The sequence below is a fragment of the Caballeronia sp. S22 genome (assembly GCF_964261745.1).
Taxonomy (GTDB): Bacteria; Pseudomonadota; Gammaproteobacteria; order Burkholderiales; family Burkholderiaceae; genus Caballeronia; species Caballeronia jiangsuensis.
This window is the reverse complement of the sequence record NZ_OZ180040.1, coordinates 612,777-637,104: the sequence shown is the minus strand read 5'-3', so window position 1 is coordinate 637,104 and position 24,328 is coordinate 612,777. Positions and strand designations below refer to the sequence as shown.

The window sequence follows — 24,328 nt, the reverse complement described above, 5'->3', positions numbered from 1 at the left end:
CACGATCGATCGGGGTGCTGGTACGCAGCGACAAACATACCCAAAGCACAGCCGCCACTCCCCGCATGCTGATTCAATAGCCGTGCGGGCCGCGGGCGCGACTTTAAAGCGAAATGTGCCGCACGATAATCGTGCGGCACATTTCTTTGCTTGGTGTGAGGCATCGCCTCAACTACTGGCCGAACCCACCGGCTCCAGCTTCTTGCGCGCGGCGCCACGCTTCTTGCGCTTCGCCATGGACAGCAACGTGCCGAGCACGAAGAGCGCCGTGACGAGCTTGAGATCCGACGGCTGGAAGCCGAGCGCGAGCACCGCCGATATCAACTGGAAGTAGATGATCGAGCCGAGCACGGGCGCGATCACTTGGCGCGTCATCGAACGATTGCCGATGACGGCCTCGCCGAGCAGCAACGCGGCCAGCCCGTTCACGAGGACGCCGAAGCCCATGTTCACGTCTGAGAAGCCCTGGTTCTGCGCAAGCATGGCGCCGCCCAGCGCGGCGAATAGATTCGCGAGGCCGAGGCCGATCAGCGTGTACACCTTCACGTTGATGCCCTGCGCCTTTGCCATCGACGCGCTCGATCCGATCGCGCGCATCGCGAGGCCGTGCTCGGTGCCTAGGAACCAGAGCACGCACGCGGCGATCGCCACGTCGATCACCCCCAGCATCACGATGCGCGGCAGGTAGCCGCCGGCGTCGCCGGGCAGCCACGAGAACACGCTCGGGAACGCGAAGAGCGCGGCGTTCGGCTGTCCCATTACGCGAATATCGATGGAATAGAGCATCGACAGCACTAGAATGCCGCACAGGAGCGTGTTGATTCTCGCCTTCTCGTGAATGTAGCCCGTGGCGAGTCCCGCGATGAAGCCGGCGAGCGCACCGCCGAGTAGCGCCATGACCGGATTGAGTCCGAGCATCAGGAGCTTCGCGCAAACGCATGCGCCGAAGGGAAACGCACCCTCTCCGGTCATGTCCGCAAAACTGAGGATGCGAAAGGGGATCATGATCGCGATGGCGATCAGCGCATAGGTCAGGCCCTGCATCAGTCCCACAGGCACCAGATCGAGGAAGCCGCTCAAAAAGTTCATGAGTTCACCGTGAGTGCCGTTGCCGGCTCGTCGTTGAAGGTTGCCACCAGTTTCTCGATCGTCATCGCGCGTTTTGCGTCGCCCGATAAGTCGCCAACGATGCGACCGTCGCGCATCATGATGAGCCGGTTGCCGTAATCGATGGCGTGCTGCATGTTGTGCGTGACCATCAGCGTGGTGAGGCTCGCCTCACGCACGACATGCTCGGTCACCCGCATGACGATGGCGGCCGTTCGAGGATCGAGTGCGGCCGTGTGCTCGTCGAGAAGCAGCAGCTCGGGACGCTGCAGCACGGCCATCAGCAGCGAGAGCGCCTGGCGCTGGCCGCCCGAGAGCAGCGACGCCTTGGTCTTCATGCGCTTCTCCAGCCCAAGATCGAACGACGCGATGCGCGCCCGTAACTCTTCGGATAACGACTGCGTGAGCCCGAGGCTGAACGAGCGCTTGTGCCCGCGCCGATTCGCCACCGCAAGGTTTTCTTCGAGACTCAGCGCCGCAGCGGTGCCGACCGATGGGTCCTGAAACACACGTGCGATGTGCCGCGCGCGCCGGTGCGTGGGCAGCGCCGTCACGTCACTGCCACCGACGGTGATGGTGCCGCTGTCCGCCGTCACCTCACCTGCCAGCAAATTGAGGAACGTCGATTTACCCGCGCCGTTGCCGCCCACGACGACGGCGAAGTCCCCGGCGTGCAGTTTTAACGAAACATCCGATAGAGCGATACGCTCGTCGACGGTGCCCGGGTGAAACGTCTTGCAGATCTTCTCTGCCAACAGCATGAGTATGGGGCGCTCGCGCATCGTGGTGACCTTCGCCGCACGGCGGCCGCTTAGTTGATGAAGCACTTGCAATCCTCGAATTCGGCAGGCACCTTGAGGCCCAAAGCCTGAAATTGGCTTTTGCTGATCGACGTCACGTAGTCCGTGGCCATGGGCATCGCGGGCGGCAGCGCCGATGTCTTCTCGCCCTTCAGCACACGTCCCGCGAGCTTCGCGGCGTTCGCACCCACCGACTCCAGCGACACCGCGTAGGACGCCGTGGCCATGCCTTTCTTGATCGCTTCGGTCTCTGAACTGAGCACGGGAATCTTAAGGCGCTGCATGCTTGCGGCCACGGCGGGAATTGCGGACTGCACGAGATTCGAGCCGGTGATATAGACGAAGCCCACGCCCTTGAGCAATTGCACGCGCTGAGTGATGTCGTTGACCGTGTCGACGCTGACGGGTCGGAAGGCCAGGCCCGCCCGCTGGGCGGCGGCTTCCAGCGCCTTTGTCGTGACGACGTCGTTCGCTTCGCCGGCGTTGTAGAGCGTGCCGAACGACTTCACTCCCGGAAACGCCTTCTTGGCAAACGCGAGCACCGCATCGAAATCCTGCAGGTCCGACGAGCCGGTGAAGCGCTCGCCGCCCTGCTTCCAGTTCGGCACGAGGCCGGCCGCGACCGGGTCGGTGACTTCGGTGAAAATGAGCGGGGTTTTCGGATCGACGACGGCCGAACGCGCAACCTGGGAGACCGACGTCGTCACCGTCAGGATAAGCGCCGGATGCTGCGCGACGATCTGGGAGAACATTTGCGGCATCAGCGCCTGCGTGAAATTGGCGTCGCTGTAGACATAGCTCGTGTTCTTGCCTTCTACATAGCCTTCCTTCGCCATCTGCTGCTTGAAGCCTTCGATGGTTTTCGCGAGCGATGGATGCGGTCCGAGGCTCGCGATGCCGATGACCGTCGTGGGGGGCGTTTGCGCTGCCACTGGCCCCCCGGCCGATGCAAGCGCGACTACCATGGCCGCCCCGAGCACCGACGACAGCTTGCGGCAGGCCGTGCTGACGCGCCCGTTTCTGTTCATGCTCATCTCCATGTTGACTCCCGAAAGTTCGATCGAAATTCCATTGCAGGCACGGCGGCAGCTTTGCAATGTTTTTATCACCGATAGTTCGCACGGCATTAAAGCGCGTCGAGCAATTGCCGTTTCGCTACAACTCACTGCGGTTTGCCTAAGTTTCAGGCGCTCGCGCACGTAAGGGCCGCCTGCATACGTGCAACGAGCGTCTTCGCGGCACGCTCGCCGCTCGCGCACGCGCCTGTCAGGAGGGCCTGCGAGAGCCAGTCGCCGCAGTACACGATCGGGCTCCCACCACCTTGCCGGCGGTCTTCCTGCCAGGCCCAGAAATTCGCCACGCGCGCGCCATATCCCGGCGAGAACACTGGCAGCTTGCGCGGAATCCACTGGTTCGCGACCGCGACGACATGCCGGTCGAAATCAGGGATGCGCGTGCGTAGTTCTTCGCGCACCAGCACGTCCAGCTCGTTTTCGAGGCCGCGTCGCACAGCTTCGTCGGCGGCTTCTGGCGTGAGCTGGCAATAGATCTGGTTAAGCGGGCGGCCGCCGCCGGGCGTGACGGGCAACTGTTGGTACGTCGCAATCCTCCCGGGCTGGCCGCGCATCGCGAAGTTCATTTTCGGTGGCAGCGGCAGCGCGAAGCCGTAGTGCACGACGCCGAGCACGTTGTAGCGCACGGCATCGAGCATGGTGCGCTCGGCGCTCGTCGGCGCTTGGACGAGGGACTTCGCAAGCGAGCCTTCCACCGCACACACGGCGTAGTCGGCATGCACGTGTTCGCCGTTGGCGAGCGTCAGGTCGACGCCGTCGCCCGTGGCGCCGCGCTGGATGGTGCGCACGGGCGTTGCGGTGCGTACGGTCAGTTGCGCGGCGAGCACTTGACACACCCGGCCCATGCCGCCCTTCAAGGTATGCACGGCGCTCTCGCCGATCATGTGCGGCACCGTCGATGCATAGAAGAGCGCCGAGAGCGTCTCGGGGTTAAAGCTGCGCGTCGCGCGAAACACCGGTTCGACCATTCGCGCAAGCACGTTAGGTCCGAGGGTCTCGCGGATGTACTCGGCCAGCGTGATGCGATCGAGCCGGGGATCGGCGTCGAGCGCGCTCGTCGCCCAGTCGGGGTCGACGCGCGGCTTCAGGCGGCGCATCGAAAGCGCGTGCGTGATGAGCCGCAGGCGTTCGCCGGCGGCGAGACCCGGCGTGGCGAGCGAGCGTGGCGAGGGCATCAGTTCGATGGTGTGCTCGCCGCCGGGGGCGATGCATTGCGCGCTCAGCCGGTGCAATGGCACCAGCGCATCATTGAGCGACAGCTCCGCGACGATCCGATTGAACGCCTGGCCGAACGGATACACGAGTCGCGCGCCGCTGTTGAACACGAGATCGCCTTCGCGGCGATCGCCCATGCGCCCGCCGACGACCGGCTGCGCATCGAAGACGGTCACGCGCACACCGGCCCGCTGCAGGCGGTAGGCCGCCGTCAAGCCGGCGATGCCCGCGCCGACGACCGCGACATGTCGATCGGAAAGAGAGTGGCTCATCATTTAAATTCGGAAACTTGAATACGGTTAGCCGACCGGCTTGGTCACGTCGGAGGACACGCGCAGTTCGATCAGCGACACGCCGCCTGCGGCCAGCGCGCGATGAAGCGTGGGCGCGAACCCGTCGGTCGTCTCGACGGTCTCGCCGCGTGCGCCCAGCGCCCGCGCGAACGCAGCGAAATCGATCGCGCCGAGCGCCGTGCCCGTCGTGCGGCCGAACTGGCGGCGCTGCGCGCTCTCGATCGCGCCATACGAGCGGTTGTTCACCACGATCACGAGTAGATCGATCCCGAGCCGCACGGCGGTTTCCAGCTCCTCGGCGTGCATCATGAAGCAGCCGTCGCCCGCCACGGCAACCACCCGCCGAGCAGGCGCGAGGAGCGCCGCGCCGATCGCCGCAGACAACCCGTAGCCCATCGCTCCGCTCTTCGGCCCCAATTGCGTGCCCGGCCGGCGATGCCGCAAATAGCGCTGGGGCCACATTGCATAGGCACCCGCGCCCGAGGCGACGAGGACATCGTCGGGCAGCGCGGCGTCGAGCGTGGCGTAGACCACGCGCAGATCGAGCGGACCGGGGCAACTCCCTGTGTTGGCGAAAGCAAGTCGCTCCGCGTGCGCCGCGGTGAGCCACGCAGCGCGCTCGGCATGGGGCGCGTCGGACTCCGGATTCCGGGCGGCAGCATCGGCCCAGGCCTCGACGAACGCGTTCGGATCGGCAGGGATCGCGAGGTCCGCGCAATAGACGCCATTGAGTTCCGCAGGCTCCGCGTGGATGTGCACCAGCACGTTCGACTGGCGCGGCGGCGTCCAGAGCGTGAAGCCGCTGAAGGCGCCCGCCCCGACGGTGTTCAGTTCGCCGAGGCGCCCGTTCAGTACGATCACGAGATCGGCCTGGGCGATGCGTGCAGCGAGTGCGCGGTCGATGCCCAGCCCGATTTCGCCGACGAAGTTCGGATGCTCATGATCGATCAGGTCGCGACGGCGGTAGCTCGTCGCGAGCGGCACGCCGTGCGTGTCGGCGAGCTGGGTCAGGGTGAGCAGCGAGTCGTTCTGCCAGCCGGTGCCGCCGACGATCATGAGCGGCCTCTGTGCCGCCGTAATCAGGGCTCTGAAGCGCGCGAGGTCGGGCGCGGCGGGGCCGGCGGCCGACGGCGACGGACGAGGCAGATCGGCGACCTCGGCGAGCTCGCGCGAGACGTCTTCGGGCAAAACTAGTACGACTGGTCCGCGACGCCCTGACATCGCGATGTGCCAGGCTCGCGAGAGCATTTCAGGAATACGCGCCGCCGATTCGATCAGTCCGACCCACTTGGCGAGCGGCCCGAATACCTGATGGAAATGGCTGACGCCGAGCATCGCCTCGCGCTCCGCGGCGCCCATGGCGGCCTGCCCGACGATCATCACCAGCGGCGCGCTGTCAGTATGCGCGGTATGCACCGCGAGCGTCGTGTTGAGCGCACCAGGCGCGCGCGCCGCCAGACAGACGCCTGGCTGGCCGCTTAATTGCCCGATGGCCTGCGCCGCGAATGTCATACCGGCTTCGTGACGAAAGCTCGCCAGGCGAATCGACGGCGCGCGCACCGCGAGTTCGTCGACGAGCTCCAGAATGCCCTCGCCCGGAATGAAGGTGACGACGGGCACTTCGAACTGGCGCAGCGTATCGGCCAGGATCGCCGCGCCGCTGCGGCTTTCGCGCGGCGTCGGCAACATGTTATTCAGCACTTGACCATCCTCGTGAATGGGCGGCACGGCCGCCCGCAATGCGTTCGCTCAGAAGCGATGGAAGATGCCCGCGGTCACCGCGACCTGACGCTTGCTCGTGGACGCGCCGCCGCTGCTTGCATATTCGATGTTCGCGTGCTGCGCGTCGCCCGCGGCGAGCTGGAAGATCGCGTCGACGTAGAGCGCCGTGCGCTTGGACAGGAAGTAGTTGTTGACCAGCACAAACTGATGATACTTCGGCGAGAAATCGGTCGGTTGCACCTTGCCGAGCGTGTACACGTAATCGAACGCCGACTGGAAGGCCGGCGTGAAATAGTGGCTCACGTTCGCTTCGATGTTCGTGTAGCCCGCGCGGCCGTGCGTCAGGCCGAGTTGGGCGACGCCCAGGTCGTCGTAGCGGCTGTGGGTGACGACCAGGCTGAGCGTGGTCTGTCCGAGCACATACGAGCCGCCGCCGCCGTAGATTTCCATGCTCGACGGCGCGAGCGCGTAGGAGAAGGTGGGCGACTGCGCCGAGATCGACGGGAAGAGCGCGGTGTTCCAGATCCCTTCGCTCGCCGCCACGGAAGGATGGTTCATCCGCATATACGCCGCCGAAAGCGAGAGCGGGCCGCTCGCATAGTTCAGGCCAAAGCTCGTTGCGCTCTGATTGCCGAAGCTGCCTGCGACGCCGCCGAAGCTGTACATCGCGCCAGCCTGCAGTCCGCGATAGTTCGGCGAGACGTACTTCACGGCGTTGTTGGTGCGGAACTGGAAGTTGAAGTTGTTGTTGTCGCCGACCGTCGCCGCGTAGCCGTTCCAGCGATATGGCGCCGAGTATTGCGCAAGCCAGTCCTGTGTGAAGTCGTACTGGCGTCCGAAGGTGAGCGTGCCCAACGTGTCCGACTGCAAGCCGACGAACGCCTGACGGCCGAACTCGCGGCCGCCTTGCGACATCGTGCCGGTGTTCGGATTGAAGCCGCCTTCGAGCGTGAAGATCGTGCGCAGCCCGCCTCCCAGATCTTCCACGCCTTTGAAACCCCAGCGGCTCGGTCCGTTGGCCGTTGAAACCGACGGGCCCTTCAGTGAGTTGTTCGTGTAGATGAGGCCTTCCATCACGACGCCGTACAGCGTAACGCTGCTCGACGATGATGTCTGGGCGTGTGCGGCGGTGGCCAATGTAAGCAGCAGCATCGCAGGGCAAATTCGTTTCATGCTTTTATCCCGTGTAGGCGGTGATGATCTGGAGTCGAACCTGGTCTCGAGTGCGGTGAAGCGGCGCATGAATGCGAGCGCCAGATCCGGAGATTAAAAACCGGCACGCCGGCCGACAATCGGGTCAAAAAAGTTAGAACCGAAATCCTCCAATTGAGGATCGGATGACTAGCGGGCGCCGCGAGCGCATGCGGGCAAACCCGCATGTTCCGCCGCGCTGAGTCCTTACATCGCGCGGTTCATGTGCGGCTGCCCGGCAGCATGGGCAGCGAATCGAGGTTAGTCGCCCAAATAAATAGGCAATCGGACTTGTTTGGGTCATCGGCCTGCCCGCGCGCGGCGCTTCTTTACACAATGGGAGTCAACCGAGCGCTCCCGTCCACTTCAGGTTCCACTCCATGCGTCCACTCGTTCCTCAAGCCGGCATCGCCTCATCTTTCTCGTCGCTCTTGCGCAAGCTGCCTGCGCTCGCCGCCGCTGCGGCGCTCATTCATGCGAACGGCGCGGCCGCCCAGGCCACGACGGTAATCGGCATCGCGAACTTCGGGCCGCATCCCGCGCTCTCCCGCACGATCGCGGGTTTCAAGGAGGAGATGACCAAGCAGGGCTACGTCGACGGCAAGAACGCCGAGTACGTCTACAGCGACGCGAACTTCACGCCGGGCCTGATACCGCAGACGCTCGCGCAGATCGTCGCGAGGCATCCCGCCGTGATTCTCACCGTGACGACGCCCGTCGCGCAGGCCTCGGTGCGCAACGTGTCGGACCGCTCGGTGCCGCTCGTCTTCACGCAGGTGACCAATCCGGTCGCCGCCGGACTCGTGCCCGACTGGGCGCACGGCAGCGACCGCATCACCGGCACGGCGAGCGTCACGGACTACGACGCGGTGCTCGCGTTCGCCAGGAAGGTGTTCCCGAAGGCGAGCTCGTTCGGCGTGCTGTATAACGCGGGCGAAGTCAACGACGTCGCCGCGATCGCGAGCCTCAGGACAGCCGCGAGCAAAGCCGGGCTCGAGATGCTCGCGACTTCCGTGGATTCGACCGTCGACGTGCCGCAGCGCACGGCCACCATGAAGGGCGTCGGCTTCTTCTATGCGATCGGCTCGAATCTCGTGCAGTCGTCGCTGCCGGCGGTCGCGTCGGTGACGGATCGCATGAAGGTGCCGATCATCAGCGCCGAGCACGAGATGATCAAGAAGGGCGACATCGTCGCGGTCGCCTATGCGCCGTCCTACGAGTCGCAGGGCGCGCACGCCGCCGACCTCGCCGTGAAGATGCTGCATGGCACGAAGCCTTCTGAGCTTGCGATCTATCGGCCGCAGCAGGACGACTACGTGGCGATCATCAATCGCGCGAAGATGAAGGCGCTGAACCTTCCGATCGCACCGTCGCTCAATGATTGCAACTGCTTCATCAACTGACCATGCGCGCGAACTCTCCCGCACGGCGGGCACGTACGATCCATGGCGTGAGCATCGGCATCCTGATGCTTGATACGGGATTCATGCGTTTGCCCGGCGACATCGGGCATGGCGCGACGTGGCCCTTCCCCGTGCAGTACGCGCTGGTTGAGGGCGTGAGCGGACCGCAGGTGATGGCCGCTGCGGCCGGTGACAGCGAGGCCGCCACGCCGCTGCTCGAGCGCTTCGTCGACGCGGCGAACGGACTCGCACGGCTTGGCGTGGACGCCATCACGACGAGCTGCGGCTTTCTCGTCCTGTTCCAGCACCAGCTTGCCGCGCGCTGCGCCGTTCCGGTGGCGACGTCGAGCCTGCTGCAGGTTCCGCTGGCCGCGAGCCTTCTGCGCCGTGGCCAGCGAGTGGGCGTGCTGACGGCGAAGCGCTCGGCGCTCACCGCCGCGCATCTGCTCGCGGCGCACGCGCCGCACGATCTCCCGGTCGCGGGCCTACCTGAAGCATCGCGCTTCTTCCAGAACAACCTCACGAACGCGGCGCAGGTGAGCTTCGATGAGCAGGCCGAGGACATCCTCGACTGTGCCGGGCGGCTCATCGACGAGCATCGGGACGTCGGCGCGATCGTCAGCGAATGCGCGAATTTCGCGCCGTATTCGGCGCTCATCGCCGCGCGCTTCGGTGTCCCGGTATATGACATCGTGAGCCTCGTCGAGTGGTTCCACGCGGGTCTTCGTCCGCGTATCCATCACCAGCCTATGGAGTTGAAGATTTGACGAACGCATTCCGCGACCCTGCTGCTCACAGGCGCACGCGCTGCCGCGTCGGCATCGACATCGGCGGCACCTTCACCGATCTCGTGCTCGAAACCGGTGAGCGCCGAATCACCCATAAGCTACTCACGACACCGCTGGCGCCCGAACGAGGCGTGCTCGACGGCCTCGCGGCGCTGCTCGCGAAGGCGGACGCGGCGCCCGGCTCGCTCGACGCGGTGATGCACGGCACGACCCTCGCCACCAACGCGCTGCTCGAACGACAGGGCGCAAGGACCGCGCTCCTCACGACGGAGGGCTTTCGCGATGTCATCGAAATGGGCACGGAAAGCCGCTGCGACCAGTACGACCTGATGTTGCGCAAGGCCGACCCGCTCGTGCCGCGCGCGCTGCGTTTCGCGGTCACGGAGCGCATGAGCGCGCGTGGCGACGTACTGCTGCCGCTCGATCACGCGATGGTGGAGGCTCGGGCGCGGCAGATCGGCGAAAGCGGCGCCCGAAGCCTCGCGATCGGCTTCCTGCACAGCTACGTGAACCCCGCGCACGAACAACAGGCGGCGGAGATCGTCGCGCGCATCCTGCCCTCGCTCGACATCAGCCTCTCGTCCGATGTCTCGCCCGAAATGCGCGAGTTCGAACGCTTCTCGACGACCTGCGTGAATGCCTACGTGAGGCCATTGATTCGCGGCTATCTGGACCGGTTGCGCGCGGGACTCGACGCACTCGGCGTGCGCGCGCCGCTCCTGATGATGCTGTCGAACGGCGGCCTGTGCGACGTCGCGACCGCATGCCGCTATCCGGTGCGGCTGCTCGAGTCGGGACCGGCGGGCGGCGCGCTGCTCGCCGCCCGCCTGGCACGGGAACATGGCTTCGACCAGGTGCTGTCGGTCGATATCGGCGGGACCACGGCCAAGCTGTGCTTCATAGACGGAGGCGAGCCCCAGACCGCGCGCTCCCTCGAAGTCTCGCTGTTCTATCGCTTCAAGGCGGGCAGCGGCATTCCGCTGCGCATTCCCGTGATCGAACTCTCGGAGATCGGCGCGGGCGGAGGCTCGATCGCGCGCGTCGACGATCTCGGCCGCGTCGCCGTGGGCCCGGAAAGCGCGGGCTCGCAGCCCGGCCCCGTGTGCTATGCGCTCGGCGGCGAGCGGGTCACGCTCACCGACGTCCATCTGCATGCCGGCCGCCTCAGCCCCGAACACTTCGCCGCGGGCACGATCGCGCTCGATGCGGCAGCGGCCTCGCGAGCACTCGACGCGCAGATCGCGCAACCGCTGCGTGTCGATGCCGACGAAGCTGCTTACGCCGTCGCCGAGATCGCCGACGAAGCGATGGCGCAGGCCGTGCGCGAGCACGCGGTCGATACGGGCCGCGGCGTCGCGGGTCGCACGCTGATCGCGTTCGGCGGCTCGGCGCCCTTGCACGCGGCGCGCCTCGCGGACAAACTGCAGATCGACCGGGTGCTGATTCCGGCTCAGGCGGGCGTTGGCTCGGCGCTCGGCTTCCTGCACGCGGCGCTCGCGTTTGAAACCACGCAGAGCCTGCATCAGGACCTCGAGCGCTTCGATGCATCTGCGGTGAACGCGCTGCTCGCCGAGCTGACCGCGCGCGGCCGCGCCGCGCTGGGCGCGCTCGATCCGGACATGCCGAGCTCGACGACGATGCACGCGTTCGTCCGCTACAAGGGACAAGGCCACGAGTTGCGCGTACCGCTCGCGGACGTCTCGTTCGACGAGGACGGTGGCCGGCGCCTGTGGGCCGCCTTCGTCGATGAATACGTGAAGCGCTATGGCCGCTCCATCGAAGGTGCGGGTGTCGAGGCGCTCGGCTGGACCGTCACGGTGACCGGTCATGAAGCGCCGCCCGCGACCCGCGGTGCGCGCCAGGCGCAAGACGCGCCGGCCACTGCCGTGCTGTCGCGAATTGCCGAGACCCGCAGGGTGCTCGATCAGGCGAGCCGCCAGCGTGCGGACTTTGCGGTGGTCGCGCGCGACGCGCTCGCGATGGACGTGAGCGCGACCGGACCAATGATCGTCGTGGACGAGGAAACGACCATCGTCGTGCCGCCGGCTTTCGAGATCCGTGTGCTCCACAACGCCGACATTCTCCTCGAGCGCAGGCCGCTCGCTTCCAGCACAGAGGTATAAGCCATGTCCATCCGACCAGGAGACGACGTCGACGTCGTCACGTTGCAGATCGTCTGGAACCGCCTCATCTCGACCGTGGAGGAACAGGCGCGGCTGCTCATGCGCACCGCGTTCAGTCCGACCGTGCGCGAGGCCGGCGACTTGTCCGCAGGTGTCTTCGATGCGCACGGCCGGCTCGTCGCGCAGGCCGTGACGGGCACGCCGGGTCATGTCAATTCGATGGCGGCGGCCGTGCGCCACTTCGTCGAGCGCTTCCCTGCCGGCTCCATCGGCGAGGACGATCATTTCATCACGAACGACCCGTGGCTCTCCTCGGGCCATCTGCACGATGTGACGGTCGTCTCGCCCGTATTCGCGAAGGGCGAGCTGATCGCTTTTTTCGCCTGCACGTGCCACCAGGTCGATATCGGCGGCCTCGGGCAAGGGCCGGACGGACAGTCGGTCTACGAAGAAGGCCTTTGCATTCCGGTCATGCGGCTGATGCGCGCGGGGGCGCCCAACCAGGATCTGCTGGACATCGTGCGCGCCAACGTGCGCCAGCCGAATGAAGTGGTGGGCGACCTGCTCTCCTACGTGACGGCGAATTCGTTGAGCGGCAGGCGTCTCGTCGACACGCTCGGCGAATACGGCATCGACGACTTCCAGGCGCTCGCCGACGTCATCATCGAACGCTCCCTGCGTGCGTCGCGCGCGGCGATCGCCTTGTTGCCCGACGGAACCTATTCCTACTCGATGCAGATCGACGGTTATTCCACGCCCCTCGATCTCGTCGCGGAACTGACGATCGACGGCGACCGGCTCAGTGTCGACTATGCGGGGTCGTCGAATGCGAGTGCGCGCGGCATCAACCTCGTGCTGAACTATACCCGCGCCTACACGCTCTATGCGCTACGCGCGGCGATCGCGCCCGAGGTGCCGAACAACGCAGGCTCGCTCCAGCCGTTCGAAATCGACGCGCCCGTGGGCTCGATTCTCAACGTGCAGCATCCGTGGCCTGTGAGCGCGCGGCACATTATCGGGCAATTCTTGCCGGACGTCGTGTTCGGCTGCCTCGCTGCCGTGATGCCCGAACGCGTGCCGGCTGAAGGCGCGTCGTGCGTCTGGGGCGCCCAGTTGCGCGGCGGTCCGCAGGTCAGCGCGCTTGCCGGCGCGCCCGAGCACGCGACGCCCGCGTTCGAGACGCTTTTTTTCAACAGCGGCGGCTCCGGCGCGAGGCCGGGCGCCGACGGACTGTCGGCGACCGCCTTCCCGAGCGGCATCAAGGCGATCTCATGCGAGGTGATCGAAGCCGGCAACCCGATCGTGATCTGGAAAAAGGAGTTGCTCGAGCACTCGGGCGGTACGGGCCGCTGGCGCGGTGGGATGGGGCAGCGCATCGAAATCGGCACCATCAACGGCGCGCCTTTCCAGTTCTTCGGGATGTACGACCGCGTCCAGCGACCCGCGCGCGGCCGCGACGGCGGCGGGGCCGGCCGATGCGGCTGGGTCGGCCTTGCCGATGGCACGCCGCTCCCGTCGATGGGACTGCAGACCATTCCGGCGCACGCGCATCTGCGGCTCGATGTGCCGGGCGGCGGCGGCCACGGTGCGCCTGCCGAATCCTGCGAATAGGCCATGGGAGACGCGTCGTCTAATGGCATAAACGTAGAACATTATTATCAATAGGTGCCGCGGGCTTGAAATGGACCGCCGCGCGCGGGCGCGCGAGGAGAACAGGGTTTATGAGCTGGTGGCCAGACCGCACATTTTCATTGATTGCCGCTGTGCTGCGTGAATCGATTGCCACTTGGTGTAAGTTCACCGCCATTCATCCATGAATTAAGGACTTCCGATGGTTACGCTTCCCGTGCAGACACGTTCCCGAGTGGCATGCGCCCTGTTCTCGCTTTTCAATCCCATACCATTCGGATGCTTTGTCGCAGCGCTGACCTTTGATGCGATCTAGCCTATAACGCCGATGTGCTCTGGGTCAAATCGGCCGCTTGGCTCAATGCAGTCGGTCTGATTTTTGCGATAATTCCTCGACTGATCAATTTGGTCCACATCTGGTTTCCAGCAAACCGCAGCACCCGTGTCGAGAAAATGGATTTTTTCCTCAATCTCGCTGCCATCGTCGTGGCGGTCGTCAATGCCTTCGTGCACAGCCGAGATGCCTATGGCGTCATGCCTGAAGGTGTCTGGCTTTCCGTGGCGACAGTGGCCCTCGTTTCGATCGGATTTGTTGCCAGTGCGTGGCATCTTGCCGCAACGCACGGAGGCCGCCATGCCTAGAGCGAACTTCAAAAAGTTGTGCGCGGTGGCGCTAGTGACGGCGCTGTGCGCATGCGAAAAAGCGACCTACGCACCTGCGCAGCAATCTGGAGCAAATCCACCACTTCCGGAGCCGCAAAACTTCCTCGTTCCCCCGATGAAGGTTCCTGAAGGAACGGGTTGGGCCCAGGGTGGAAAGCCGACCGTCGCCGATGGGTTGGAGATCGAAAAGATCGCCTCTGGCTTGATGCACCCTCGGCAAATTTTGACCTTGCCGAATGGCGACGTGCTGGTGGTTGAGGCCAATAGTCCCGGCACCGAGCCTATCACATCGCCCAAGCAGATGATCGCGGGAGTTGTCAAGAACCGTTCAGGCAAGGGTGGCAAGGGCGGAAACCGCATCACGCTCTTGCGCAAGACGCCTGGCGCGCGCGGTGAGTGGGAGAAACACGTCTTCCTCGAGAACCTGCATTCTCCGTTCGGTGTGCAATTGATCGGCGATACGCTGTATGTCGCCAATACCGATAACATCCTGAAATATCGCTACACACCAGGTGAGACGCGCATGGCCGCTTCCGGGGTGGAGTTCACGGATTTGCCCAGCACCGTCAATCACCATTGGACCAAAGCGTTACTGGCCAGCCCCGACGGCAAGAAGCTTTATGTGGGCGTGGGCTCGAACAGCAACATCACGGAAAACGGCCTGGACGTAGAGTATCGCCGTGCCAATGTGCTCGAAGTCGATGTCCAAACCGGGGCAAGCCGCATCTACGCATCGGGCATTCGCAACCCAACCGGTTTGGGTTGGGAGCCGATGACCGGCAAACTCTGGGCCATCGCCAATGAGCGCGATGAAATCGGCGCAGATCTGGTGCCTGACTACTTGACATCTGTTCAGCAAGGTGCGTTCTATGGCTGGCCCTACAGCTATTTCGGGCAACACGTCGATTCGCGGGTACAGCCCCAACGGCCCGATCTGGTGGCAAAGGCCATCCGCCCAGACTACGCACTGGGTTCGCACGTAGCTCCTCTCGGCTTGTGGTTCTATCGAGGTCGAAATCTGCCAGAGAAGTACCATGGCGGGGCCTTCGTCAGCGAGCACGGAAGCTGGGACCGTACGCCATTGAGCGGTTACGACGTTGTCTACGTGCGCTTTAAGGACGGCAAGCCCGATGGGATTCCTGAGCGCGTTGTCGCCGGCTTTGCATCTGCCGACGAGACAACGTTGAAGGGAGCTCCTGTTGGTTTGGCCGAAGACGGCGATGGCGCTTTGCTTATCGCGGATGACGTCGGCAATACCATTTGGCGGGTCTCGGCGCATGGCACCAGCGCGTCTACATCACGTTGAGTCCGTACTTGCGCCGCATCGCGCCCAGACACAACACGCGCTCAGCTTGTGTCTGGCCTCTTATCCTGCTGCTAAGCATGAGAGGGCACCCACGGCGACGCTTGCATCCGTCACGGAGCAAGCGTTCGCTTCCTGGAACCTCGATTATCGAAAGACCCAGCGTCGGTGCGCCGCGCAGGGCCGTTCCAGTCCCGGCGAGGACTCTATGATCGAAGGAGCAAGCTCATGTCATCGAAGCGCCTAGAGGGCAAGGTTGTCATCATCATGGGAGCCGCACGCCGCATCGGGCGAGCCACCGCCATTGCGTTTGCACGCGAAAGGGCAAACGCCGTCGGATTCGATATCGCTGGAGCGATCAGTAATACCTTTGAAGTTGTGCCAGCCATTGTTGGGAACCGGATGAAACCTGAAGGCTCGTGACAGCGGCTGGCGGAAGAAAGGGCGCGCGCCAGCTCGACTAGCGCGACATGGTCGCCTTGCGCGAGGCCGCTGCATGGACGGCCAAGACTTTTGGCAGGATCGACATCCTATCTGCCAATGCCGGCATCCAGGCTTTCAAGCCGCTGCTCGAGATGGACGATGCGGACTGGCACGATCAAATCGACGTCAATCTCAACGGCACCTGTAACACCATTCGCGCGGTGGCGCCCTATCTCATTCAGAACGGCGGCGGCCGCATCCATGTCACGTCATCGACGCAAGGGCAGCACGGCACCAAGTACGGCTCGGCCTATTAGGGTGGCAATCTGCGCCCTTGGTCGAATCAGAAGGCACAGGTAGGGCGTCATTAGGTGATCGTTACCCGAAAGCTTGACGTTCTCCGATCATCCGTTCGAGTCAACAATCGTTCGAGATCTTCTTCTATGCGTCTCGCATGGCCATAACGTCTCTCGTAGCGGGGGCCAAGCTGAAAGAGTCAGCAGGAGGCCATCAGTTGGACGCCTGCCGAGGATCGAACGATCGAACCGCCTGGTTGACGTCAGAAGCGGTGTTGCAGCCCTGCCGTCACGCCCGCCTGCAAATCGGCAGCTCCGGTGAGGTCGCGCGAAAGACTCACCTTTTGGTGATGCTGGGCGAATGCATATCCACCCGAGAGGTACAGGGTCGTTCGTTTCGAAAGTGAATAATTTGCACGCACGGAGACAAGGGTCGGGTCCGCATCACTGCTTCCCTTGATGTCTTGATGGTACACCGCTCCAATAAAGGTGAAGTCCGCTGTGAAGGTGTACGCGCCGCCAAGCCAGTACATATCACTGCGCTGCGTCTGAGCCGCCGTTTTGAACGTGCGTCGATAGTTGCGATATCCCGCCATCACGTTCATGGGACCGAAGTCGTAGCTCAGACCGGCATGGATACCCTGAATGTAGTTCGTTGGATCCGCCGGAGTGACGCTCGTATCGGCGCCGTTTTGACGATCGAACGTCACGGCTGCGGCAATTGGCCCGCTCTCGTAGCCCAGGCCGAAGTCATACTTCGACGCAGTTTTCATGCTCCCTGGCACGTTGCCAAATCCATACAGCGCACCGAATTTGAAGCCGCCGAATTTTCCGTCGTACCGCACTGCGTTGGCTGAACGGGAGAAGAGCCCGTCCTTTCGACCTCCGGTAGCAGTCGAACTCGTAGCCCAGGAGTAGTTCGGCGCATAGCCCATCGGGTCGAAGGGCAGCATGTAGTCGTAGGTGGTCGTGAACGTGCGCCCGAGGGTGAACTGGCCCCAACGCTTGCTACTCAGACCGACTGTTGCACGACGATCAAATATCGCTCCCGGCCCGTCGTCGAACTGGCCATTGGCGATATTGATCCCGCTCTCAAGCTGGAAGATCGCCTTGAGCCCACCGCCCAGATCTTCAGCACCCTTCAGCCCCCAACGCGAGGTGTTTTTCCCCCCGGACACGAGCCGCGCCGTGCCGCCGTTGTCGCTGGCGTGATTCACATATTCGATGCCCGCATCCACGATGCCGTACAACGTAATACTGGATTGGGCCTTGCAGGTACTGCTCGCTGCGATGAGCGCGATCGCGAGGCTAGGCGCCGCTTTAAGGTAACGGTGGTTCATGCAGATCTCCTTTTGATTTGTTGTTTAAGGACGAGATGGGCCGCGCGCGAGCGCAGAGCGCACGCGCGGCATGAAAGGAAAACGGTTGGTTCGACCTTGACTAACTGGATTGAGCGAATGCCCAGCACTGCTCGGCCGGAAATTCGACCCAGTGGTCACCCGGGTCGTGCAGCGTGTGACCGAATGCGCGAAACCGCAGGTCGCCGCAATGGAACAGGTATTCCCAGCGGTCACCGAGATACATCGATGTCACGAGGCTCGCCTGCACGCGGTTCGCGCCGGGGCCGTCGGCGACCTGCACGCGCTCCAGGCGGATCACGGCCTGCGCGTCCTGTCCCGGCTGCAAGGCTTCACGTGCACGTGCTTCGAGCTGGAAGCCGTCGCCCGCGAGCATCACCCGTTCGCCGTCGATCGACGTCACCTTCGCTTCGATGCGGTTGTTGCTGCCCATGAATTCAGCCGTGTAGAGTGACTTCGGCGAGCCGTAGAGTTCCGCGGGCGTCCCTTCCTGTTCGATGCGGCCGTTACGCAACAGCAGGATGCGGTCCGACATCGCCATCGCCTCGGTCTGGTCGTGGGTCACGCACAGCGCGGACAGACCCAGCGACACGATCAGCTCGCGCAGCCATGCGCGTGCTTCTTCGCGCAGCTTGGCATCGAGGTTCGAGAGCGGCTCGTCGAGCAGGATGACGGGCGGGTTATACACGAGCGCCCGCGCAATCGCCACCCGCTGCTGCTGCCCGCCCGAAAGCTGATACGGAAAGCGCTCTGCGAGATGGCCGAGGCCGAGCTGATCGAGCGCGCTCTGCACGCGCCGCTTCTGCTCCGCGCCCGACACCTTGCGCAGCTTCAGGCCATAGCCGACGTTGTCGGCGACGGTCTTGTGCGGCCACAGCGCATACGACTGGAACACGAGTCCGAGCGAGCGCTGCTCGACAGGGCAATCAATGCCCTTCGCGCCATCGAAGAAAACTTGCTTGTCGAGGCTGATGCGGCCATCCGATGGCTGTTCGAGACCGGCGACCGCGCGCAGCAGCGTGGTCTTGCCGCTGCCTGACGCGCCGAGCAGGCAAACCACCTCGCCCGCTTTCAGTTCGAACGACACGCCCTTCAGAATCGGATTGGTGCCGTAGCTCAGGAAAAGATTGTCGACGATGAGCTTATCCATGAAGTTTCACTCCGAAGCGCAATGCCACGGCAAGACCGACGCCGACCATCGCAATGTTGATGACTGAAAGGGCCGCGACCTGATCGACCGCGCCCGTCGCCCACAGCGAGACAAGCAGCGCGCCGATTACTTCGGTGCCGGGAGACAGCAGATAGACCGCCGTCGAATACTCACGCTCGAAGATCATGAAGATCAGGAGCCATGCGGCAAGCAGGCCGAAGCGCACGAGCGGCAGCGTCACGTCGAGACTCACGCGCGCGCGCGTGCCGCCGACGCTGCGTCCTGCTTCTTCGAGTTCGGGGCCGACCTGCAGGAGCGCGCTTTGAATCAGGCGCATGCCGTAGGCGAGCCACACGACCGTGTACGCGATCCAGATGCTCCACATCGAGTTCTTCAGTTCCTTGATGCCGGGCACGAAGAGGAAGATCCACAGGAACGCGAGACCCGCGAGGAGACCCGGCACGGCACGCGGCAACAGCACGAGATAGTCGAGGAGCCTCGTGCCCCAGTCGTTGCGGCGATGCCCCGCGAACGCGACGAGCGAATAGAAACCGACCGCGAGGGCCCCGCCGATCACGCCGATACCGAGCGTATTGAGAATCGCGCGCACGAGGTTGTCCTGCTCGAAGAGATCGACGAAGTTGGACATCGTCAGCACTTCTTGCAACGCGACGCCTTCGCCCCAGTTCGTCACGAATGCGCGCAGCACGATGCCCGAAAGCGGCACGAACACGGTGAGAAACAGCCACAGCGCGACGATCGCGAGCGCAACCCAGCGCCATGCCCCGAGCGGCAGCACCGTCTGGCGTCCGGCCTTGCCCTTCACGGTGACGAACTTGCTTGCACTCTTCAACAGGCGCCGCTGCAGCAGCACGAGCGGGAACGTGATCGCGATAATGCACACCGCCACCGCCGCCATCAGGTGATAGGACGGCACGCCGAGTTTGTTGGTGAGCTTGTACAGATACGTCGCGAGCACGAGGTGCCCCTCCGGATCGCCGAGCACGAGCGGCAGGCCGAACACCTCGAAGCCGAGGAAGAACACCAGCACGCCTGCGAAGAGGAGCGCGGGCATCGTCATCGGCAGGCTGACGTCCAGTGCGACGCGAAACGGCCGTGCGCCCGCGACGCGCGCCGCTTCCTCGACATCCGAGCCGAGATTGCGCAGCGCCGCCGACGAATACAGGTACACGTGCGGCACATGCGTCAAACCGACGATGATCGTGATCGCCAGGATCGAATAGATGGACCACGGCGCATTTTCAGCGCCGAAGAGTTCCTTGAACCACACCGAATAGAAGCCGACCGGACCGGCCGCCACGACATAGCCGAACGCCAGCACCATCGGCGAGACGAACACCGGCGTGAGCAGAAGCGGTTCGAGCCAGCGGCGGCCCGGCAAGTCGGTGCGCACCATCAGGAACGCGAGAATGCCGCCGAGCGGGATCGAGATGAACAGCATGCCGCCCGCGATGATGAACGAGTTCTTCACCGCCGACCAGAAATCGGGGTCTTCGAAAATGAACTTGAAGCCCGCGACACCGAACGTCTTGTTAGCGTCGAAGAACGGCGCGTTCAAGAGACTCTGGAACACGATGAACGAAAGCGGCAGCAGCACCGCGACGGTCAGCACCGCGATCACGATCCAGCGGAACATCGCGGCGAGTCGGCGAAAGCCGCCCTCGGGCAGCTTCGGCACCTTGCCCTCGCCGTTGGTCGACAGGACCGCACCCGGGTCCTTTGTGCTCGATGTAAGCATGAGTGTCCCCTGCGCCTTGCCGACGCATCGAAGAAAATACGGGAGAGGCCCGCGTCAGGTGCGGGCTGGGAAAGGCTTTAGCGCTTGATTGCCTGCTGCCACTTCTTCAGGAATTCAAGCCGCTTGCTCTGGTCGAGATAGACCAGGAGACCCGCGCCGATCGGAATCGGCTTGAGCGACTCGCCGAGTTGCTTCGTGAGGCCGGCCATCGAGGTTTCGCCCTCGACGTCCGAACGAATCGAGAACAGATCGGCCTGGTTGGCGAGCAGCGTCTGGCCGCGCTTCGAGAGCAGGTAGTCGACCCACAGCTTCGCCGCATTCGGATTCGCTGCCTTCTTCGAGATCGTCACGAGGCGGCTCACCACCAGCGTGTAATCCTTCGGATAGACATAACCGATCGATGGGTCTTTCTTCGCCTTCGCGAATGCGTACGAGCCGAGGATGTTGTAGCCGATCAGGTTCTCACCCGACGAAATACGCTCCATCATCGCGCCCGTGCTCGACTGGAGCTTCGGGTTCGACGCGCCGATCGCATCGACGAGCTGCCACGTCACCTGCGGGTTCACGCGTGCATCCTGCGTGAGGTAGTTGAAGCCGACGCCCGACTTCTCGATGTCGTAGGTCGTGACCTTGCCCTTGTATTTCGCGGCCTGCGTCTGCAAGAGCTTGATGAGGTCGGCACGCGTCTGCGGCACTTCGTTCGCGGGCACGAGGCGCTTGTTGTAGACGATCGCGAGCGGCTCGTAGGTCGTGCCGTAAGCCTGCTTCTGGTACTGCGCCCATTGCGGCAACTGGGCCGTCTCGGGCGATTCGTAGCTCGCCATCAGGCCGTCGTTGACGAGCTTGACCTGAAGGTCCATCGCCGAACTCCACAACACGTCGGCGCTTGTGCTGCTCGCCGCGTTCTCACTGATATAGCGGTTGTAGAGTTCCGTGCTGTTCATGTCGTTGTATTCGACCTTGACGCCGTAGAGCGACTCGAAGTCCTTGATGAGCGGACGCACCAGCGCCGTGTCCGTCACCGAATAGACGAGCACCTTGCCCTCTTTTTTCGCACCCTCGATGACCGACTGATACGATCCGGGATAACCCGCAGGCACTTGCGCCTGAGCCGCATGCGCGGCGAACAGGACGACGGATGCAACGGTAACCCGCAACAGGGGATTCAATTTTTTCATGTCTTCCTCCAGAATTCGCTTTGTAATGGTTATGTGTTCGAGTGGCGCATGTTAAGTCGCGAGCGCTTTCTGATCGCTTTCAATCTCCGTGGGTTTCGCTCATTCCAGGCGTTTTCTTCCCATGGATTTCCCTAGTTCACTGTCATGCGCGTTCTGCTAGTCGAAGACAATCCCATCCTCTCGAAGTCGCTGACGGACGCGCTCACGCAAGCCCGCTTCGCGGTCGATTGCATGCACGACGGCGAAGCCGCGGATCACGTGCTGCGCACACAGGACTACGCGCTCGTGATCCTCGACCTCGGTCTGCCCCGGCTCGACGGCCTCGAAGTGCTGCGGCGCTTGCGTCAGCGTCGCAATCCGGTGCCCGTCCTGATCCTGACAGCGCACGGCTCGGTCGAGGACCGCGTGAAGGGCCTCGACCTCGGTGCCGACGACTATCTCGCCAAGCCGTTCGAACTCACCGAACTGGAAGCGCGTGCCCGCGCGCTGATCCGCCGCAGCCACGGCCACGAGCACACGCGCGTGGAATGCGGGCCGCTCGCGTACGACAGCGTCGATCGCAGCTTCCGGCTCGATGGCGAGCCGCTCGCGCTGACGCCGCGCGAACGTGCCGTGCTCGAAGTGCTGATCCTGCGCAACGGCCGCGCGATCAACAAGGACACGCTCTCGGAGAAGATCTTCGGCATCGATGAATCGGTGAATCCCGATGCGATCGAGATCTACGTGTACCGGCTGCGCAAGAAGCTGGAGCACAGCGAGGTCGCGATCGTGACGCTGCGCGGTCTCGGCTATCTGCTCGAAGCGAAGCCCGCGAATGCCTAAGCCGAACTTGCGGCGGCAGGTGTCGCTGTGGCTCTTGCTGCCGCTCGTCGCACTGCTCGCGCTCGATTCGTGGCTGACCTATCAGCGCGCGATGAATGCCGCGCATGTCGCGTTCGACCGCTCGCTCGCCTTCTCACTGAAATCGATCCGCGAAGGTACTCGGCTGCATGACGGCCAGATTGAAGTCGATCTGCCGTACCTCGCCCTGGAGCTGTTCGAATCCGATGTCGGCGGCAAGATCTATTACCTGATTCGCGAGGCCAGCGGACGTGCCGTGACCGGCTATGCGGACTTGCCGCTGCCGCCGAAGCGCGCGATGCCCGAGCCGTATCAGATGCGTTTCTACGACGCGACTTATCGCGGCGAGCAACTGCGCATGGGCGCGCTGCGCCTGCCGGTGCATGACGTGCCCACTGCGCAGACACGCGTCGTGTGGATCATGGTCGGCGAGACGATCGAGCCGCGGCAGGCGCTCGCGCGCGAGATCCTGGTCGGATCGCTCACGCAGGAAGCGGTTCTTATCGTGCTCGCGCTTGGCATCGTGTGGCTCGGCGTCGGGCGCGGCTTGCGGCCGCTTAACCGCTTGTCGGCGACGGTCGCCGCCCGCGCCGACGACGATCCCGCCCCACTCGATCAGGACGGCCTGCCGCGCGAAGTCGAACCGCTCGTCGAGTCGATCAATCAGTACATCGGGCGCCTGAGGCGCATGCAGGAATCGCGGCGCCGCTTTTTCACCGACGCCGCGCACCAGTTGAAGACGCCGCTCGCCGTGATTCAGGCGGAATCGGAACTGGCGCTGCGCGAGACGCGCGACGAACGCGCGAGACTGCACCTGAAGCGGCTGAACGACGCCGTGCGGCAGGCGGGCAAAGGTGTGCAGCAACTGCTGTCGCTCTCGCGGCTCGATGCGGACAGCGGGCATTCGATGAAGCTCGCGCCGCTGTCGCTCGACAAGCTCGCGCGCAGCGTGACGCTCGACTGGTCGCCGGTGGCGCGCGCCCGCAACATTGACCTCGGCTTCGAGCAGGAAGACGAAGTGGACGTGACCGGTCAACGCGATCTGCTCGGCGAACTCTGCGGCAATCTGATCGACAATGCGATCCGCTATGCGGGCGATGGATCGGTCATCACGGTGCGCGTGGCTTCAACGAACGACAGTGCATTGCTGCAAGTGATCGACAATGGTCCCGGGATCGCGGCGCAGGAACGCGATGCGGTCTTCGAGCGCTTCTATCGAAGCTCGGCGACTCAGAACGTGGAAGGCAGCGGGCTCGGTCTTGCGATCGTGCGCGAGATTGTGCGGGTGCACGGCGCGCAGGTTTCGCTTGACGATGCGCCCGGCGGCGGGCTCCTCGTTAGTGTAGTGTTCTCGCCGGCGCGTTTAAGGCCTCCTCGAGGCTGTTACGCTGCGCAGAAAACGTGAGAGAAGTGGACGACGTTTAGTTTATCAATGAAAGGAACGCAGGGGACTGGGTTCTCTTCGGGTTTCGATTACGTATTCTAGTGGGGGTTGGCACCCTCACCGACACAGCGCTCGCTGAGCTGTTTTTGAACGTGGGAGATGGCGCCAGTGATTAGGTCATTAAAGACTGATTGTTGCGCGCGTTGCGCAACAATATGCGTCAACACGGAGATACGGCGCGGCCCGCAATCGGTGCTCCCCTCGACTTTTCGTCAAACGAAAGTGACGCTTACCAAGTATCCGAAGGCCGTCGAGAAGCTCACGAAGGACCGCAATGAATTGCTCGCGTTCTACAATCCCGGTGGAGCACTGGCAGCACCTGAGGACAACGAATCCGATCGAGCCCACCTTCGCCACGGCGCGCCATCGCACGAGCCGCGCCCGAAATTGTCTATCGCGCGCAACGCTCCTCGGCATGGCGTTCAAGCTTGTTGAATCGGCCGAGCAGTCGTGGCGTCGGATTCGGGGCGCCGAAAGAATCGGACAGCTTCTGAAGGGCGTTCCCTTCGAAGATGGTATCCCGGTGATCGAAAGCGCAGCGGCTCAGCAACCGCTCGCCGCTTGATCATG

Annotated in this window: 19 protein-coding genes and 2 pseudogenes; 11 read left to right on the top strand and 10 right to left on the bottom strand. The window is 63.8% G+C overall.

Annotated features, from left to right (window positions below; translation table 11 throughout):
- Positions 1-168: 168 nt before the first annotated feature.
- The 6 genes from ACEN42_RS41390 to ACEN42_RS41365 all read right to left on the bottom strand — a co-directional run bounded on the left by ACEN42_RS41390 (position 169) and on the right by ACEN42_RS41365 (position 7,383).
- Positions 169-1,089: an ABC transporter permease gene (locus ACEN42_RS41390; RefSeq protein ID WP_371884131.1), complete on the bottom strand. Its 921-nt coding sequence runs from the start codon at positions 1,087-1,089 to the stop codon at positions 169-171.
- Positions 1,086-1,868, bottom strand: coding sequence for an ABC transporter ATP-binding protein (locus ACEN42_RS41385; RefSeq protein WP_371884685.1), 783 nt, complete (start codon positions 1,866-1,868; stop codon positions 1,086-1,088). Before ACEN42_RS41385 ends, ACEN42_RS41390 begins: the two co-directional genes overlap by 4 nt.
- Positions 1,869-1,918: 50 nt before the next feature.
- The gene (locus ACEN42_RS41380; RefSeq protein WP_371884130.1) at positions 1,919-2,935 is read right to left on the bottom strand and encodes an ABC transporter substrate-binding protein; all 1,017 of its coding nucleotides are present in this window, start codon (positions 2,933-2,935) and stop codon (positions 1,919-1,921) included.
- 155 nt (positions 2,936-3,090) lie between these two features.
- On the bottom strand, positions 3,091-4,470 hold the full coding sequence (locus ACEN42_RS41375) for an NAD(P)/FAD-dependent oxidoreductase (protein ID WP_371884129.1): 1,380 nt from the start codon (positions 4,468-4,470) through the stop codon (positions 3,091-3,093).
- A gap of 24 nt (positions 4,471-4,494) precedes the next feature.
- Positions 4,495-6,189 carry a thiamine pyrophosphate-dependent enzyme gene (locus ACEN42_RS41370; RefSeq protein WP_371884128.1) on the bottom strand — a complete coding sequence of 565 codons (1,695 nt, stop codon included), beginning with the start codon at positions 6,187-6,189 and terminating at the stop codon, positions 4,495-4,497.
- A 48-nt stretch (positions 6,190-6,237) separates the two neighbouring features.
- Complete coding sequence (locus tag ACEN42_RS41365; RefSeq protein WP_371884127.1) at positions 6,238-7,383, bottom strand: porin; 1,146 nt, start codon at positions 7,381-7,383, stop codon at positions 6,238-6,240.
- Between the two features lie 398 nt (positions 7,384-7,781).
- Between ACEN42_RS41365 and ACEN42_RS41360 the strand changes: the two genes are divergently transcribed.
- From ACEN42_RS41360 to ACEN42_RS41325, 8 genes and pseudogenes are all read left to right on the top strand, one after another.
- Positions 7,782-8,804: an ABC transporter substrate-binding protein gene (locus ACEN42_RS41360; protein ID WP_371884126.1), complete on the top strand. Its 1,023-nt coding sequence runs from the start codon at positions 7,782-7,784 to the stop codon at positions 8,802-8,804.
- Positions 8,805-8,851: 47 nt separating this feature from the next.
- Entirely contained in the window at positions 8,852-9,571 is a 720-nt protein-coding gene (locus ACEN42_RS41355; RefSeq protein WP_371884125.1) for an aspartate/glutamate racemase family protein, read from the top strand.
- On the top strand, positions 9,568-11,715 hold the full coding sequence (locus ACEN42_RS41350) for a hydantoinase/oxoprolinase family protein (RefSeq protein ID WP_371884124.1): 2,148 nt from the start codon (positions 9,568-9,570) through the stop codon (positions 11,713-11,715). The genes ACEN42_RS41355 and ACEN42_RS41350 overlap by 4 nt, the downstream gene beginning before the upstream one ends.
- 3 nt (positions 11,716-11,718) lie before the next feature.
- Entirely contained in the window at positions 11,719-13,326 is a 1,608-nt protein-coding gene (locus ACEN42_RS41345) for a hydantoinase B/oxoprolinase family protein (protein ID WP_371884123.1), read from the top strand.
- 220 nt (positions 13,327-13,546) lie between these two features.
- Positions 13,547-13,986 (top strand): annotated as a pseudogene (locus ACEN42_RS41340) (DUF2231 domain-containing protein).
- Positions 13,979-15,313, top strand: a complete 1,335-nt coding sequence (locus tag ACEN42_RS41335; protein ID WP_371884122.1) for a sorbosone dehydrogenase family protein — start codon at positions 13,979-13,981, stop codon at positions 15,311-15,313. The pseudogene ACEN42_RS41340 and the gene ACEN42_RS41335 overlap by 8 nt, the downstream one beginning before the upstream one ends.
- Before the next feature lie 225 nt (positions 15,314-15,538).
- The gene (locus ACEN42_RS41330; RefSeq protein ID WP_371884121.1) at positions 15,539-15,733 is read left to right on the top strand and encodes a hypothetical protein; all 195 of its coding nucleotides are present in this window, start codon (positions 15,539-15,541) and stop codon (positions 15,731-15,733) included.
- 47 nt (positions 15,734-15,780) lie between these two features.
- A complete protein-coding gene (locus ACEN42_RS41325) occupies positions 15,781-16,050 on the top strand; it encodes an SDR family oxidoreductase (protein WP_371884120.1) in 270 nt (89 codons plus the stop codon).
- Positions 16,051-16,292: 242 nt separating this feature from the next.
- Here the strand turns inward: ACEN42_RS41325 and ACEN42_RS41320 are convergent, their stop codons facing one another.
- The 4 genes from ACEN42_RS41320 to ACEN42_RS41305 all read right to left on the bottom strand — a co-directional run bounded on the left by ACEN42_RS41320 (position 16,293) and on the right by ACEN42_RS41305 (position 21,474).
- A complete protein-coding gene (locus ACEN42_RS41320; RefSeq protein ID WP_371884119.1) occupies positions 16,293-17,369 on the bottom strand; it encodes a porin in 1,077 nt (358 codons plus the stop codon).
- A 100-nt stretch (positions 17,370-17,469) separates the two neighbouring features.
- Complete coding sequence (locus ACEN42_RS41315; protein ID WP_371884118.1) at positions 17,470-18,537, bottom strand: ABC transporter ATP-binding protein; 1,068 nt, start codon at positions 18,535-18,537, stop codon at positions 17,470-17,472.
- Complete coding sequence (locus ACEN42_RS41310; protein ID WP_371884117.1) at positions 18,530-20,296, bottom strand: ABC transporter permease; 1,767 nt, start codon at positions 20,294-20,296, stop codon at positions 18,530-18,532. Before ACEN42_RS41310 ends, ACEN42_RS41315 begins: the two co-directional genes overlap by 8 nt.
- Positions 20,297-20,373: 77 nt before the next feature.
- Positions 20,374-21,474: an ABC transporter substrate-binding protein gene (locus ACEN42_RS41305; protein ID WP_371884116.1), complete on the bottom strand. Its 1,101-nt coding sequence runs from the start codon at positions 21,472-21,474 to the stop codon at positions 20,374-20,376.
- A 144-nt stretch (positions 21,475-21,618) separates the two neighbouring features.
- On the opposite strand from ACEN42_RS41305, the gene ACEN42_RS41300 reads away from it, so the two are divergent.
- The 3 genes and pseudogenes from ACEN42_RS41300 to ACEN42_RS41290 all read left to right on the top strand — a co-directional run.
- Positions 21,619-22,296, top strand: a complete 678-nt coding sequence (locus tag ACEN42_RS41300; RefSeq protein WP_371884115.1) for a response regulator — start codon at positions 21,619-21,621, stop codon at positions 22,294-22,296.
- Positions 22,289-23,719 (top strand): sensor histidine kinase N-terminal domain-containing protein, encoded by a 1,431-nt coding sequence (locus ACEN42_RS41295; RefSeq protein WP_371884114.1) that lies wholly within the window; start codon positions 22,289-22,291, stop codon positions 23,717-23,719. The genes ACEN42_RS41300 and ACEN42_RS41295 overlap by 8 nt, the downstream gene beginning before the upstream one ends.
- Positions 23,720-23,992: 273 nt before the next feature.
- Positions 23,993-24,323 (top strand): annotated as a pseudogene (locus ACEN42_RS41290) (transposase); the annotation flags it as partial.
- Positions 24,324-24,328: the final 5 nt, after the last annotated feature.